The organism is Paenibacillus sp. J22R56 (genome assembly GCF_056269375.1).
Genome location: NZ_JBWDNV010000012.1, coordinates 148,840 through 164,623, shown reverse-complemented (window position 1 = coordinate 164,623; position 15,784 = coordinate 148,840). Strand labels below are relative to the sequence as shown.

Genomic DNA, 15,784 nt, shown 5'->3' with positions numbered 1-15,784 from the left:
TCAAATTGACAATGTGTCCGAATACGATGCGGGTAAGCCGTGGGCGCACCACATCGAAAAATAAGGAGGATTTTCATTTATGTCAAAACGATTTGGCAGAATGCTCGCGTTCCTCTGTTGCTTGGTAATGGTGGCGTCGCTAATGCCTGCCAGCTTTGCCGCCGCCACTGACAACATCGAGTACGCAGAAGCACTTGATAGCGACCTCAGTTCTACAACTCTTACAAGCTTGCAGGCGAATGAAACGCCGACCGCCATTTTCGGAACTCCCGAACTCGGGTCAGACGACCCACTGTGGGCCTTGACAATGGAGCATCTCATCAACAAAAGCACTGTGCCCGGCGACCCCAGACCCCATGCCACGGGCACAGCCAGAATCCTGTGGGACCACGACTACCTGTATGCCCGCGTAGTTGTGAAGGACAGCAATCTATATAAGGGAGCCGGCGGAGATTACCAGTACGACAGCCTGGAGTTTTATGTCGGCAACGGATCCGGAGGCTCAAACCAATGGCGTGTCAGCGCGACGGGCGTGTTTTCAGGGCAGTCCGCTCCTGGCAGAGCTGCGTGGACCCAGATCACGGATACAGGATATATCGTGGAGATGAGAATACCCAAAGGAACCTTGACCTTACAGGAAGGCAAGCTTACCTTTGAGGTCTATATCAATAACTCGACGGACAAGGGCGGTGATCGCTATGAAGTCGTTTCCTCTTTCGGAGTTCCGGACGCGGGTTATTCCAGCGATGCTTCATTTACAGACAGCCTGCAGCTCTCTTCAGCCAATGAAGTGGACACCAGATTCTCAATCACCGCCACGGCGGGATCGGGCGGTACAATAACGCCGAACCCACCCGGCGATGTTCTGAGATTAGCTAAGGGCTCAAGCAAAGAATTTACGTTTACCCCCAATCACGGCAAAATTGTGGATACCGTAACGGTAGACGGCAAGGCCGTGACTCTATCTGCTGCTGGCACTTATACCTTTCTAAATGTTGCGGCTGACCATACAATTCACGTGACATTCAAAAACGATCCGGACGCAAAGCAGCTTCCCTTTATCGTATGGAATGACAACTTTGCCCGTGGTGAGTACACGACGGCTGTCATCATTGACTTAGGCGATGGGAAGGCGGCGTTAGGCTCCGAGCTTAATCCGGGCTTGTTTACCGTCTCGGCTAGGAACACGACCCTGAATGGCGACTCGGTGACCTTTGAAGGGACGCGCAAGATCACAAGGGTATACGCCAACAACGAACCAAAGGTACGCGGCTATCTGGGGACGGTAAGCCATTCACCGGATTATCAGGAAGGACTGGCAAGCGGCCGTTACATCGTAGTTGAGTTTGAGTTTTATTCAGAGAGCGGCGGCAATATAACACTGGACGGCAACAGTAACTCGACAAAGCAAGTTTACAACATCGTCCAGAACGACGAGATCCAACTAACAGATGGGAGTTCGCTTCGCAACGTGGTTTTTGAACAGGACAAAGTTGTGAATCCGATCCTTGACAAGTTTACAACACCTACGGGCGATTCGGTCAATCGCGCGCTCTACCTTCACAAGGATGAAAACGGTAAAGTGGTGCAACGATTGCCGCTGTATGTCTATACTCACGGCAGGTCACGCGGCGGCACAAACGCAGAAACAGACCAAAAAGCAGCCATGAAATCCGCCAACGGCTCGGTCGCTCTAATGAAAAAAATGGAGGAATATCCCGAGAAATACGCCAGCCATATACTGAATATTTCCTATAATGGCACATCTACTCCCTCTACAGCCAATGTTAAGAAGGTTATAGACGACCTGGTTGCCAGCGGCGCAGTAGACCCTAACCGTATTTACGTGGCGGGCTTCTCGTGGGGCGGCCTGTATACGAACAGCTTAGTTAACGACTACCCCGGCTTCTTCGCGGCCGCCGCACCTATGTCTCCGGTAAACGGATCACCGAACGCGAGCACCAACGACGCTCACGCCAAACTGGCCTATTGGATGTTTATCAATGCGAATAACGTTGGAATATACCAGACTAACCTCGCTACCTTCATAAACACCAATATGCCGAAAATGACCAACGCGAGAGCTTCCCGCTTTGAGAGCAATGAGGCTCTTACATGGCCCTACAATCAATTTGATCAGCCGAGTCAGAGGCCGAATCCGGACAACACACCTGCCCTGCCTGATTATATAGCGCACGAGGTTGAAGCTGCGGTTCTTTACAACCAGATAACGATGGGGACTTGGAGCATAGCTCCCACGGCGCAGTCCTCTAAATTGCCGGCTTGGAACAATGACTACACCAACGTCTTTGATTGGATGTTCGCGCAGAGAAAAACGGACGGGCCCGGTGCTCCGGGCGGCTTCAAGGCAACGGCGGGCGACGGTCAGGTCACATTGAGCTGGACTGCTCCGGCTGACGACGGTGGCAGCGCGATATCGGGTTACAAGGTCTGGTACGGCAGCGTGACGCTAGTCACACTGGGTGCGGCGGAGACCAAATATACCTTCACTGGCCTGACAAACGACCAAGCCTACACCTTCAAGATCGTTGCGGTAAATGCGAAGGGCGAAGGCGCGGAGATCAGTGCAACGGCTACACCGACGAAGCCGACGACGACTCCTGTTGTGCCCGTTCCTAGCAACAGCGGCAATACGGGCACCGGGACAAACGCTGGATTGTCGAAGTCGAACTACACAGTGAATACACCTAAGGATAAGCCCGCGGTCACAGACAAAAACGGCAACACCCCCCTACCCGGCGGCGGCGAGATTGCGACCAAGGGTGGGACGAAGATTAAGGTACCCGAAGGCACAACTATAGACTCAAACGATAAGGTGACCATTCCGGCGGGCAAGAGCGCCGAAGTGGCACTACCCGGCAGCAACAGCACAGTGACCATTCCGGGCGGCTCGACGATAGCGGGCGACGGTACGGTCACAGTGGGCGGCGGAGACGCGCATGTGAACCTGCCGAACGGTAACCAGGTGGATATCCACGGCGGCTCGAAGATACAGAGCGGCGGCGCGGTTGTGGTAGGACCGGGCGGCGCGAGTATCGGCTTAGTCAACGGCATGTCGCTGAACATCCATGAGGGTACGGAGCTTGTGTTCGATAACGACACCCCGCTGGGCTTCCTCGTGAAGTCGGGCAATCCTTTCAGGGATGTCAACATGGACGACTGGTTCTACAGCTACGTAAACTTCGCCTACACATACGGTCTTTTCAACGGCACGACGTCCACGACGTTCTCACCGGGCACCTCAATGACGCGCGCGATGTTCGTGCAGGTACTGGCCAATCTTGAGAACGTAAACCGCTCCGGCTACACGAGTTCCCGCTTTAGTGACGTGACGGACGGGGAGTGGTACACGGCGGCAGTCGAGTGGGCGGCCGAAAGCGGCATAGTCAACGGTATAAACGCAGACCTGTTTGACCCCAATTCACCGATGACGCGCGAGCAGATGCTGGTGATACTGTACAACTATATGAAGTACAAGGGCTATAAGATACTTGAAAGCCAATCTAAGTCCTTCGCGGACGAAAGTGAGATCAGCTCATGGGCGTTGGAGGCCGTTCAGTCGCTGCGGGGCATCGGCATTGTATTAGGCAAGCCGGACAACCTCTTTGACCCCAAAGCCACCGGCACCCGCGCCGAAGTAGCCACTATCTTTGTAAGGTTCGTCGAATATTTGGCTAAGTAAAAGCGTAAACAGAAAAATGCGGACCCTTCCGGCTGGACAATATCCAACCGGAAGGGTCTCCTTCTATTTACAAAGAAAATCTCCGGTCTGATGCTGCTAAACACACGACAGTAACATAGAGCTTTGGTCTATACCTGCTTCATTATCACTTGGTGCCGCTGTCTATGTAAGCGCTATCAATTACAGTCTGTATAATAATCCCTCATTTTCCGGACTATCGGTTTGAATCATATTCAACAAAAACTCGGCGGCTTTTTTGTCGAGTTTTTGCCTTGGATACTTGACGGAAGTCAGCGGAACCTCGTAGGTCGTCGCGGCGAGACTGCTGTCATCGATTCCAACGAGCGAAAGGTCCTCCGGTACGCGACCAAACTCTTCACCCGTTTTCAGATTAGTTGCTTTTAATTGATCATCTTCAAATACAACTTCATAGTTTCCAGTGTTAATAACGGCTCTATTAATCATTATCATATTCCATTTTCTTCAATCCCTATATATCCTTACCACACACTCCACATGCGCTGTTTGAGGAAACATATCGTCGCGGGATATGCTCGAGTAATATCGATTAGACTGCTTAAAAATAGAAACAGCGGTAGCCTTGGACTCAGATATTAAGTCCAAAACTGCCGCTGTTTATTGAACTAAAGTCTCCCGTTTGCTTAATTCAAGATTACACTATTTATTGTTACTTCCATAAAGAACATTTTAATTCCTCTTGTTTCATGGTAAAAGAGTGTTTCTCTTCAGGAAAACGTTGATCTCTTACATCAGCAGCATAAGCTTGAATTGAGTCCAATATTAAAGGATTTAACGATTGGTATTGTTGGACAAATTTAGCAGCCCGTTCAACGCCATAACCTAAAATGTCAGGAGAAGGTTTCCTTATTTAGATATCTATCTTACTGAGGATTTGAATGAAGTCATAGTCCATTCATTCCCCTTCTTAGTCATCTCAGTTATAATTTCGTTTCTATATCCACCCCATGAATCATAAAAAGACGCTGTATATTGAGTATAACTTCTATTCCACTGAATCTCTTTATCAATGAGACCGTGTAGATTTATAAGAAATTTATTCCATTGTCTCTTTTGGTCCCCATGCATCTCGTCCAGGGCATTTGTAGCAAACTTTATTGCTTGTTCGTCTGTTAATGGATAAGCCCGAACTTCAATGTGCTCAGAAGTTCCTGTCATAGTAGATTTATTCCATTCAATATGATCGTTCGGATAGAAGAAGTTATTCAAAGCTTTAAATTGAACATGCACCTTTCCACTGATCAACAATGCTCCATTACCCACAGTAGCAGTAAAAGTTTTTCCATCTTTAGTTAATGAAGCAGTTTTAGTTTCCCGATTCCAACTTAATTTTGCGCCAAGGTTCTCTCCTGTTGTACGGAGAGGAGCATATAATCTCCCCTCGGAAAGGATACCCTTTAGACTTATAGTAGCGACATCATCATTTGCAGCATAAGAACTCAATGGACCAACCATTAAAGCAGCACTCATTAAACCTACTAAAACTGTTTTCTTCATTCCAACCTCCAAAATTTTCCATTTAAATGAAAAGTTAATTGTTTTATTAATAAATATTAACGTCTATACATACACATTAGAAGTAAAAAAAATTTAACTTTATGACGCTTCAGGAGGCAAAGCAGCTTGTATGCATTATTCCTCGTTGAAGAGAATCTTCCTTCTCATTACTAAGACTAGGGAGTTTTGAATGAATGAATTTGCTTAAAACTTCACCTTGCCAAGAAGTGGCATGCTGCCAATCAACGAAAATAAGATGGTAATCTTCAGCTAGGTCATCACATCATAAAAATCTAAAACAGACTCATCCAATATAACCACCGCCTACTTATTAGTTCTAGTCTTGATTGGTAAATTCGATAGCGTTCGGACAATTCCTTCCTTTTTATTCCACTATCCTGCCCTTTAGTCAAATGAAAAGAAGCAGCTGCCGCGACGGCAATCTGCTTCTGGATTATTGAACTAAAGTTCACCGTTAGCGTAATGACTTCACCTGTCATCTATGGTACGGTTCACCGTGATTTATCCGATTGTTTCGTGTATCAGTTGTCTTTAGGGGCTGGATGTGGTCACTCGCTTCTCAGAGTGACCCTGAGCGTCAATATGGTGTTAGCCGAAGGAAGTTCTGGAAGTAGCCATTGCATTTAAGGCCTTCTCAAAATAGCAAAATACTTCATCTGCAATTCCCAGAAACTCTTCAACAAGTACATTACTATCTAAGTAACAAGCATATAGATAATCAACCAAAGCGGAGTCAATCTCACAATAGTTTAATATGGCATTCTTCATCTTAATAATGTCATCTTGCCATACACCTGTATCTTCTAAAACCAAAGAGTATAATGCACGAATTAATCTCTTAGAGTAACCTTTAATATATCTAGTTTTCATTGTGTTATCACTAGCATTAGAAAGTAAACTTTGTATACGATCTACTTCCTCCTTGGTCTCTGTATTTAAGGCTAAAATGAACTCTGGAGAAATAATTATGGGTGGTACTTTTTCACCAGCGTCATGACCATATACGCAAACACAAATTATCTTAACCCAAAAACCCCACTCATTTGGTTTACTTAATACTTCGTCAATCGAGCAAATTATCGTATCAATCTTAGTTACTACTGGATATTCTTCCAAAAGCCTATCTTTAATATTTGTCAATCTTTCGTAATCAATATCTTTGGGATTTACACATACAATAGTAAAGTCTGCATCTGACTTAAAAGGTATAGCAGTTCCTTTTGGAATCGAGCCACACATATAAATGCTATGAATCTTACCTTTAAATTCAGTAAGTATATTATCTATATACTTATCAACAAACTCCTTATATTCACTTTGTATTACAATTGTATTTATAACTTTTTCTAATATCATATAGACTCCTCCTAAATTAAGAACTCCTTTCGGCTAACGTTCTGGTATTCACAGAGCCCGAGAGGCTTAAGTGACCGTAGGGAACGGGACGTCAGACTTAGCCTCGCAGGGTTGTCCGGCTGCCACGCTTCCCCGAAATCACTCAGCCGGATCGAGGGCGTCAGCCCGAAGCGTGAATATGGTGTTATAGGACGGTCTCGCCTTCATTGAGTACCTTCAATCTGTCTTTCGTCTACTATCACTCTTAGGACTCAATTTCTCTCTTAATCTCTTTTGATCTTCAATCGCTATTCTATATGCGCCCCCACATGTAGTCTCTTCACCTCGAAAATAAACGGCCCCTTAGATCACTGAACTAAAGTTCCTCGTTAACGTAATAAAACTTACTTAACTGTAGTATTCAATTATTTTTCTCGCATGACTAATTTAACTATTCTATATCCAAAAAGGCATACAAGTACGAGTCCTATTGTTCCCAGTATTTTATGAATAAGACCATCTATCAAGTCTCCTCCGCTCAATGCATCTAACACTTCACTTAAAATGTTTAAACCCAATTCACCACATTTCAGTTTGATTTAGACTAAAGTCATATTCTACAGATATTGGAAGTATCCTGCCCTTTACTTCAATGAAAATAGGCAACTGATTATCAAGTCAGTCAGATGCCTTGAGATAACATCGGTCGTTGCATATATATATATATATATATATTAAACTTCAATAACGACGACGGTGACTTTGGTAAACAAACTGGACAAAAACAAAGACTGCCGAGACATTCTCGACAGTCTGAACATTCTTAGTATGCTTTTCTTAATAGATACTTAATTAGGATGATTTCTCGAATAACTGATTAGAATCTTCTATTCTACTTATCTCTCTTATGCAAGCTCAGCACGACAGGATATCATTATTTACCCATACGAATATTCTTGACTGTTTTTCTTTCAATAATCAGATTTTCATAAATTCTATTGCCGCCGTTTCCTAGCGGTGCCTGTGCCAATAACCCCACTTTGACAGTATTCTCATCCACAGGTAAGGTGAAATATCTCATCATATAAAAGTTTTCTCCATCCGTAGAATAGTGGAAAGCAAATGATTCTCCACTTCTGCACATTTGGAGCCATACCGTATTATTATCAATATTGCAGCCGTTTGCATCATCTGATTCTTCCTTCGTAACAACACTAACTACTGCATGAGTATCAAAATCAGTTAGTTCAAAACAAGCTTTTGCCCAATGGGTCATATCCTTCATTACCATGATGGAAGCAGAATCGTAAGTATCTTTAAAATCATGCGATACTTTCACTCGCATAACGAAATCCCCGGATACTTGGGTATAGTAAAAAGGTGCATTACACAGTGTTTTCGGTGTAATTCCTTCATCTGAATCTGCTCCGTGGTTACAGAAAAAGTCACTTTTCTCTGTAGCATATATTTCTATTCTACCATCTATTTCAGTAATTGCGCTTTCATTAATCCATCTAAAATCCACTGTTATACCTCCTTGAAATAAATTCATTTGCTAATTAAAATCATGGAACAATCAGCCAATTTTGTTTCAGTATATCCCAGACCGCCTCTTAAGATTTTTGTCTATAAACTTCCCAATCTGATAAGGTTGTTTTTCAATTCTATATTTACTACTTTGCTTTAATACGATACTCCATGCCGAAAAAGAACCTGTTTCACATGCTCGCTACCTGCTGCTTGATTTGGAAGTTTAGCCCCTGCTTGAACGAGGCTTTCCGCTACCTCGGCATAATTCCCGTCAGGATTTAGAGTATGAAGCGATCCCCAGATACAACTGTTCAATGGAGTCCCCCCGAATTCATTTAAAACCTCCACAGAGGCACCATGGTCTATAAGCAGCTGGACGATTTTAACATTACCTTGTCCCGCGGCATGATGAAGGGCGGTCGCAGAACGTTCTTTTCGGCGAGCATCGACATGAAAACCAACTTCGAGCATGAGTTGAACGGCATCCGTTTGATTATTCCATGCCGCATCCGCAATGATGCTCTGCTCTTCCGGTTGAAGAGATTGAACAATGCCCGGATATTCCTTTAATAGGCTATCGACGGCTCTTCGATCTGCCCGCATACAGGCAAGCAGCAATCTCTGCTCAACTGAACTATACGACAGCATAAGATCTGTGATTTCTTCATGACCTAGCCGCTCCGCGAAAAAGAGTGGTCTCATAGCTCCGCCAATATTGTATTCATAAATATGTCCTCCTGGAGCGGTGAAGTCCCCTTTTCCAACCTGTTCCTGTAACGAGTTCGGATCTTCCTTCAACATACGGCGGACAAGCTCGATGTCCCCTAGCTTACAAGCCATAAAAATATCCGTTTGCGCACCACGTTGCACGAGATGCCTGCACCGCTCCAGGTTGTTCACAGCATATTGAGCAGGAGTACCATTGTGGTCTAAATCTCGCCTATCAATATCAGCACCGTGATTCAGCAGGAAATCGATGATCTCCTGGGAACCAGCATAATGCAAAGGAACCTGCCCATCCGGCCCACGCAGATTGACGATGTCCGGCTCCTCTTCCACCATTTTTCGAAGAGCATCCAGCATTCCCAGTGCAGCCGCAGCATGCGGATCCACGGTGGCTCCCCTTTCGATAAGATAACGGGATAAGTCGTAATGATCATGATGCAGAACGCCGAAGCCTCCCACCCACCAGATGCTCTTGGTATTGATATTCGCCCCGTACTCCAGCAGTACGTCAACCATCTTACGGTCTCCCCTATGTGCGGCACTTACAATCGCAGGCGTATCAAAAGCAAACCAAGGTTCATCAATTTGAACAGCCAGCAACGGATGAAGTTGCAGTAATCGCTCTACAGCTTCCGGGTCGTTACCGCTAACACCTTGTTTAAATTGTTCAATGATACTCCTGTCCAGCTCATCATCTGAAATCACCAAATGGTTCTTCTTATCGGTCATAATACGATTATTCCTCCTAGCATGCTAGTTTGAGGCTTGTCATACAAATACTTTTAAAATAGTCAATACTATCTTCGATGGCTTTGCTTTCGATACCTTTTCGAAATAGTAGCTCTTCACAAAATTTTAGCTGCTACTAATCCAAGTCGCAAAAAAGCAGCCGATCTGGCCGGCTGCCACGGTATTCCTATGGAACTAACGTTCCTCGTCGAGGGAGCATACCCATCACAGGAACAAAGCGATTTTACACCTTATTCTAAGATATCAGTTACTGCACCTTTAGATGCAGAAGACACTAGTCTTGCATACTTTACTAGTACACCTGAATTTACTTTAAGCGGAGGCTGTACCCATACTTGCGCCCGATCAGCTAACTCCTCGTCAGTGACATCAAATGTGATCTGCTGCGTCTCACTGTCGATGGTAATAGTATCCCCGTTTCTCAGCAACGCGATTGGTCCACCTACTTGTGCTTCAGGCGATACATGACCAACCACAAATCCATGCGAGCCGCCAGAGAACCTGCCATCCGTAATAAGGGCTACTTCTCCACCAAGACCTTTACCTACAATTAGTGCCGTAACAGATAGCATCTCCGGCATTCCTGGCCCACCTTTAGGGCCGCAATAGCGAATGACCAATACATCCCCTTTATGGATTTCATTTCTCAAAATGGCTTCCGTTGCTTCGTCCTCGCTGTCATACACCTTTGCCGGTCCGACAAATCGCAGCTTTTTCATACCTGACATTTTGGCAACGGCACCTTCTGGTGCTAGATTACCTTTGAGTACAACCAATGGTCCATTCGGTTTCAGTGGCTTATCTACTGGGCGAATAATCTCCTGGTCGTTTCGTAGTGGAGCAGCCTCGGCTAGATTCTCTGCTAAAGTTTTACCAGTGACCGTCAAGCAATCACCGTGAAGAAGCCCCTCAGCGAGCAACAACTTCATTACTCCCGGTATGCCACCAACATCATTTAAATCCTGCATGGCATATCGGCCACTTGGCTTCAGGTCAGCCAGGTGGGGAACACGCAGGCGGATTCGCTCAAAATCATCTAATGTCAAATCAACGCCTACCGAATGTGCAATGGCGAGCAGATGCAGAAACGCATTTGTTGAACCGCCTAGAGCCATAACCACAGTAATCGCATTCTCAAACGCTTTTTTCGTCATGATATCTTTGGGGTAGATATCACGTTCCAGCAGCGATATGACTTGTCTGCCTGCCGCAGCACATTCTGCCGCTTTGTCAGGCGAGATCGCTGGCGTAGAGGAGGAACCGGGAAGGCACATGCCCAAGGCTTCTGCCGCTGCGGCCATTGTATTGGCGGTATACATGCCACCACAGGAGCCCGGACCCGGACAAACGCTGCATTCCACCTTATGGAGCTGTTCATCTGACATTTTTCCATCATGATATAGGCCAACTGCTTCAAAAGCCGTAACGATATCAACGTTTTTACCGTCGAGATTGCCGGGTTGAATCGTTCCGCCGTATACGTAAACGGAAGGAATATTCATCCGCCCGATTGCCATCAAACAGGCAGGCGTGTTTTTATCGCATCCACCGATCGCCACGAGACCGTCAAAGCGTTCGGCTCCTGTTACAATCTCAATAGAATCCGCAATGGCTTCCCTACTTGGTAACGAGAACAGCATGCCTCCATGCCCCATTGATATGCCATCAGAAACGGTAATCGTATTGAAAATCAGCGGAGCGCCACCATGATCACGCGCCCCTTGCTTGGCTTGAATCGCTAATTCATTTATGTGCATATTACATGGGGTTACCTCACTCCAAGTACTAGCAACGCCAATCATCGGCCTTTTGAAATCCTCATCAGTAAAACCAACTGCTCGGAGCATCGCTCTATTTGGTACCCGATTGACACCCTCACTGATTACCTTGCTACGAATACGAAGATCTTTTTTGTTCGCCATCTTTGTTTGCCCCTTTCTGTTTATAGTAGTCCGTATAGTTCCTGCATCGGACGAATGAAATTTTGCTTCATAATGGCTTGAGCGAGGTCACTATCATTCTTTTCGAAAGCTGTAATAATCAAAGCATGCTCGTCAACTGAAGCTTGTGTCGCAGTAACCGGCTGTTTTAGGAACACGTATTTAAAGCGTCGTTTATGAATCTGAAGCGATGCGCTGAATGAAGCAACGTAAGAATTATCGGAAAGCTCCACAATGAAATTATGAAACTGTTCATCCACCTCCATGGCTTGGTAAGCTTGACCACTCTTAATAGCATTAGCAAATTCTAAATTAATCGCGCGCAGTTGCTCGATCTGCTCAGGAACTACCACTTTTGCGGCAGTTTCTGCTGCTAAAGCCTGAAGAACTGCCATCGTAGAATACATTTTAAAGATGTCGTCCTTCTCGATTTCCGTTACTTTGGTTTCTTTTCCAGGATGCATGGAAACGAGCCCCTGTACTTCAAGTAGCTGAAATGCTTCCCGAATAGGTGTGCGGCTTACGCCAAGCGACTCAGCCAATTCAGCATCGATAAGTTTTTCACCAGGTTGCAACGTGCCATCGATAATCCAGCGTTGAATTTGGGAGAAGGCCCTTTCTTTAGCGGACATCCGTGCAGGCGAGATAAATCCTTTAGGTACTGGCATTGTTATCATCCTTACTTCTTCGTTTTCATATATGCAATATATCGCATACGTATATTAAATGCAAGTTGGAACAAAAAATGAAGCCACCCGATCCTTAGGTGGCTTCATTTTGCGCAGAAAGTACATGTCTATCATTACGTTATTCCAAGAATAATTAAAAAAATTCCTGCAAGAATCATTACATACAAAATCTTTCTCGTCGCATTGTAATACATTGTTGTACCCTCCATTGTCAGGCTTCCGAAGCGTGAACTTGGTGTTCTCTGAAGGATACGGCTTCTATGAAACACCAACACTTCTTTTATTTAACTTCTTAAAAGCAGAGCATTCACGATTTGATCTAATAAAACTCAATATCAAATTTGCGCATTCATTTGGTCTCAAGGTTTCAGTATTTAGTTCAATGTCATACTCATTAAAGCAATAAACTTTATCATATTGAGAGATTGCTAATCCACCCTCTCTATCTCCCCTAAGTTCTTCTCTTCTAATAAGTTCCTCTTTGGAGCAAGTTACTCCTACAAATAGTACAGGATGATCGATTAATGAACCTAGACATATATTAAACCTCTCGTCATTATCATTTACTGTATCTACAACTACATTAATCCCCTTTGCCGACATAAAACTAACTGTTGAATAAAATAAAGTAACTAATGAATCAATAATTATTTGAACTGAAACTTCCACATCTTCTCCATCGGCTGATTTTGAACATTTAGTGTTAATAAAATCAATGTAGTCATGAAACAATCCATGAAAAAAATCATCGATTGATAAATGATGAAATGAGATTTCATTTTGATTTAATAGTTCTGTCGATATGGATGTCTTTCCGGAACTTGAAGTTCCATTTAGAAAAACTATTAATCCTTGCTTCAATTTAATCACTCCAAAAGTTATTTTTTACAAACATAGTAATATCAGTCATATCTAAGGTATTCGTGCAGTGATTTAGCAATCCTGCCCTTACTTCAGCAAAACAGCAGCCGATTACTTTGGCTGCTGTCGTGTTGGCGTTCTTCATTAGTTTGATATAGCTAGGCTAAACCCTGTTCACGAAGAATCTGTATTTTTTCATCAGGTATACTTTTAACAAAGTCTCCGCTTTCAACATCAATCGCTTCCCATTCTGAATAAACAACAAAGTCTTGAGTTACCGGAATTATGTCATTCCAGTTGATGCGATTCAATTAGCAGGCTCTGGATCCGTGCCAATAAGAGACACATAACAAATCTCATCATTTTCAGCGTCGGTCATTATTGACCGGCTGCTGCGCTATCCTAATTAAGCTATCGTGTCCCGTTACTTGTCATAGTTATCTGATGTAAAAACAATGTCACCGTCTCCTAGCCGGAGAATGACTTTATAATCAAGCTTGTTGAAGCTGTCAGTCGTGCTGCCAAACATAAAGGAGGTATTGTCGCTTTCCAGGATTGGTGAAGGCAGCAATTCGCGAGGTTTTACAAGCACACCAATAACAGGCTTGATACCATTGCTGTCTTTTTCGCCATAAATCGTTTCTGTTTTCACAAGCAGGGCTTTGCCGTTAGTAAGCTTCATATTTATTTGCCACATGTCCCCCTCAACGTTGGTTGTATAGATGAGATCTGCCTTGGAGACAGGTGAGCCTATGGCGAAAAAGTAAGTTAACAGGGCAAAAATCAACAGGAGTATTACTAATCCCGTTACCACTTTCTTCGTTGTTATTTTTCGTACCTTCTTTAGAAAATCAATTTCCTTCTTATTTACATGTAAATTGGCGTTGTCTATCGAAGTGGACAGTTTAGCATGAAGCACACGGCATGCTTCGCATTCCTGTAAGTGTTGCTGGATGTCATGTTCAGTTTCCGCACTGAGCAAGCCGTCTATATAACTTGGCAAAAGGTCTTGGACAATATGGCATTTGATCATTTATAACACCTCCATAATTTTTTGTTTTGCTCGGTAGAAAGTGACACGTGCCCAATTTTCACTTTTGCCCAGTATTTCACCTATTTCTGCGAAGGAAAATTCACCGGATATACGCATATGTACAATTTCTCGCATAGGTTCACTCAATTTGTGAATAGCTCGATACAAGTCCATTTTGTTACTTTGGAACAAGGTGACTTCTTCCGGCGACATATTCGGAGAAGGGATCTCTTCGTGTAACTCTTGGTTTAGATGCCTTTTTCTTTTCCCAAGTTCCTGATACCACACGTGCTTAGCGATCTGGCAAAGCCAAACACTTATTTTGCAGGAGCCGTTGTAGGTATGAATCGAGTATACAGCGCGGTAAAATGTTTCCTCTGTTAATTCCTCAGCCAAATCTTCATCATGAGTAAGGCTAAGTAAATATCGGTAGACACTTTTTGCATAATCTTTATAGATTTTTTCTATATCCTCCGCCACTTCCTCACTCCCTTCGACTATATATCCAATAAATTAATAGTTCGTTACAATTGAAGTTAATTTTTTTATAGCATACGTGTCACTCACGCTTTTGCATTATCGCTGATAGCCCCATTACGCTGAACACCATAAGTAAGCACCTAGTCAATATTTTCCGAAAGCATCGATGAACAAGAGATTGTCCTTGATATCTGCCCTTTAACACAACAAAGCTGCCTATCGTGGCCGGCAGCTTCATCTGTTTGGCTATTCAACTGTAGTTTCCCTTTAGCTTAATAAAAGTAAAAGTTAGAAACGTGCTTATTGTTGAAAGAAAATAAAGTATTAGACTGCCGTTGCATTGTTGATCTAACTGATTACACCCACCAATCTCTCTAGAGTAATAGCAACACCATCGTTATCATTTGAATCGGTTACGTGGGCTGCGCAATTTTTAAGTTCAATAATCGCGTTCCCCATGGCGATCGGGAATCCACACAATTGGAATAATCCCAAATCGTTAAAATCATCCCCAAACACCATTGCATTTTCTGGCTTCACCCCGATCTCGTCCAGTACCCATCGTACTGCTTTTTCCTTTGACGCTGATTTTTGCATGATTTGAACCAATACTCCTCCATCAGTTGCAATTACGTTCACATAATCACCGAAATTCTCGATAACATCCAGCCATGTGCTGTAACCATGAACCAATATTTTGGTTGGGGATAGTGAACTAATAAAACCCTTATCAACAACCAGGGGTTTAGGATCATTTGAACGGATACCGAAATGACTAAGTTGCGCGTCAGGAACTGGTGTACACGTGTAGCATGAGTCATTGACCTCGTAATTAATTATCGATTGAGGTGCATGTAACTCAATGAAATTGTTGATCTGGTGGCTAATCTCCATAGGGATACTAATGTGCCGCAGAGTTTGCTTAGACCTGCATATTGTTTGAGCACCATTGTAATAAACAAAATAGTCTACAAAAGGAATATTCTTTACAAATTGATTGGCCGCTCTGGGTGGTCGCGCCGTGGCGACGATAATATGGATTCCGGAATCATAACACCGTTTAACAGCCTCGTAATTTCTTGGCGATATGGATTTGTCGCTGCCGAGCAATGTTCCATCCAGGTCTAATACAATTGCCTGTATGTCCGACATCTGCATCTCTCCTCAAAGTAATTCTTCC

Annotated in this window: 14 protein-coding genes; 1 reads left to right on the top strand and 13 read right to left on the bottom strand. The window is 44.0% G+C overall.

Annotated features, from left to right (window positions below; all coding sequences use genetic code 11):
• The first annotated feature begins 79 nt into the window (after positions 1-79).
• Positions 80-3,703 carry an S-layer homology domain-containing protein gene (locus AC0YNT_RS26695; RefSeq protein WP_475807350.1) on the top strand — a complete coding sequence of 1,208 codons (3,624 nt, stop codon included), beginning with the start codon at positions 80-82 and terminating at the stop codon, positions 3,701-3,703.
• Positions 3,704-3,883: 180 nt separating this feature from the next.
• Here AC0YNT_RS26695 and AC0YNT_RS26690 read toward each other — a convergent pair whose 3' ends face one another.
• The 13 genes from AC0YNT_RS26690 to AC0YNT_RS26630 all read right to left on the bottom strand — a co-directional run bounded on the left by AC0YNT_RS26690 (position 3,884) and on the right by AC0YNT_RS26630 (position 15,756).
• Positions 3,884-4,174, bottom strand: a complete 291-nt coding sequence (locus tag AC0YNT_RS26690; RefSeq protein ID WP_475807349.1) for a substrate-binding domain-containing protein — start codon at positions 4,172-4,174, stop codon at positions 3,884-3,886.
• A 217-nt stretch (positions 4,175-4,391) separates the two neighbouring features.
• Complete coding sequence (locus tag AC0YNT_RS26685; RefSeq protein ID WP_475807421.1) at positions 4,392-4,571, bottom strand: 3-methyl-2-oxobutanoate hydroxymethyltransferase; 180 nt, start codon at positions 4,569-4,571, stop codon at positions 4,392-4,394.
• Between the two features lie 29 nt (positions 4,572-4,600).
• Complete coding sequence (locus tag AC0YNT_RS26680) at positions 4,601-5,239, bottom strand: stalk domain-containing protein (protein WP_475807348.1); 639 nt, start codon at positions 5,237-5,239, stop codon at positions 4,601-4,603.
• 609 nt (positions 5,240-5,848) lie between these two features.
• Positions 5,849-6,616: a nucleotidyltransferase domain-containing protein gene (locus AC0YNT_RS26675; protein WP_475807347.1), complete on the bottom strand. Its 768-nt coding sequence runs from the start codon at positions 6,614-6,616 to the stop codon at positions 5,849-5,851.
• 913 nt (positions 6,617-7,529) lie between these two features.
• Positions 7,530-8,120 (bottom strand): DUF1349 domain-containing protein, encoded by a 591-nt coding sequence (locus tag AC0YNT_RS26670; RefSeq protein WP_475807346.1) that lies wholly within the window; start codon positions 8,118-8,120, stop codon positions 7,530-7,532.
• A gap of 158 nt (positions 8,121-8,278) precedes the next feature.
• Positions 8,279-9,580: an ankyrin repeat domain-containing protein gene (locus AC0YNT_RS26665; RefSeq protein ID WP_475807345.1), complete on the bottom strand. Its 1,302-nt coding sequence runs from the start codon at positions 9,578-9,580 to the stop codon at positions 8,279-8,281.
• Positions 9,581-9,831: 251 nt separating this feature from the next.
• Positions 9,832-11,523 (bottom strand): dihydroxy-acid dehydratase, encoded by a 1,692-nt coding sequence (ilvD, locus tag AC0YNT_RS26660; RefSeq protein ID WP_475807344.1) that lies wholly within the window; start codon positions 11,521-11,523, stop codon positions 9,832-9,834.
• A gap of 20 nt (positions 11,524-11,543) precedes the next feature.
• The gene (locus tag AC0YNT_RS26655) at positions 11,544-12,209 is read right to left on the bottom strand and encodes a GntR family transcriptional regulator (RefSeq protein ID WP_475807343.1); all 666 of its coding nucleotides are present in this window, start codon (positions 12,207-12,209) and stop codon (positions 11,544-11,546) included.
• A gap of 279 nt (positions 12,210-12,488) precedes the next feature.
• Positions 12,489-13,091, bottom strand: a complete 603-nt coding sequence (locus tag AC0YNT_RS26650) for a chloramphenicol phosphotransferase CPT family protein (RefSeq protein ID WP_475807342.1) — start codon at positions 13,089-13,091, stop codon at positions 12,489-12,491.
• A gap of 158 nt (positions 13,092-13,249) precedes the next feature.
• Entirely contained in the window at positions 13,250-13,402 is a 153-nt protein-coding gene (locus tag AC0YNT_RS26645; RefSeq protein WP_475807341.1) for a hypothetical protein, read from the bottom strand.
• Positions 13,403-13,515: 113 nt separating this feature from the next.
• Entirely contained in the window at positions 13,516-14,124 is a 609-nt protein-coding gene (locus AC0YNT_RS26640; RefSeq protein WP_475807340.1) for a zf-HC2 domain-containing protein, read from the bottom strand.
• Entirely contained in the window at positions 14,125-14,604 is a 480-nt protein-coding gene (locus AC0YNT_RS26635) for an RNA polymerase sigma factor (protein ID WP_475807339.1), read from the bottom strand.
• A gap of 348 nt (positions 14,605-14,952) precedes the next feature.
• Complete coding sequence (locus AC0YNT_RS26630) at positions 14,953-15,756, bottom strand: HAD family hydrolase (protein ID WP_475807338.1); 804 nt, start codon at positions 15,754-15,756, stop codon at positions 14,953-14,955.
• Between the last annotated feature and the right edge of the window lie 28 nt (positions 15,757-15,784).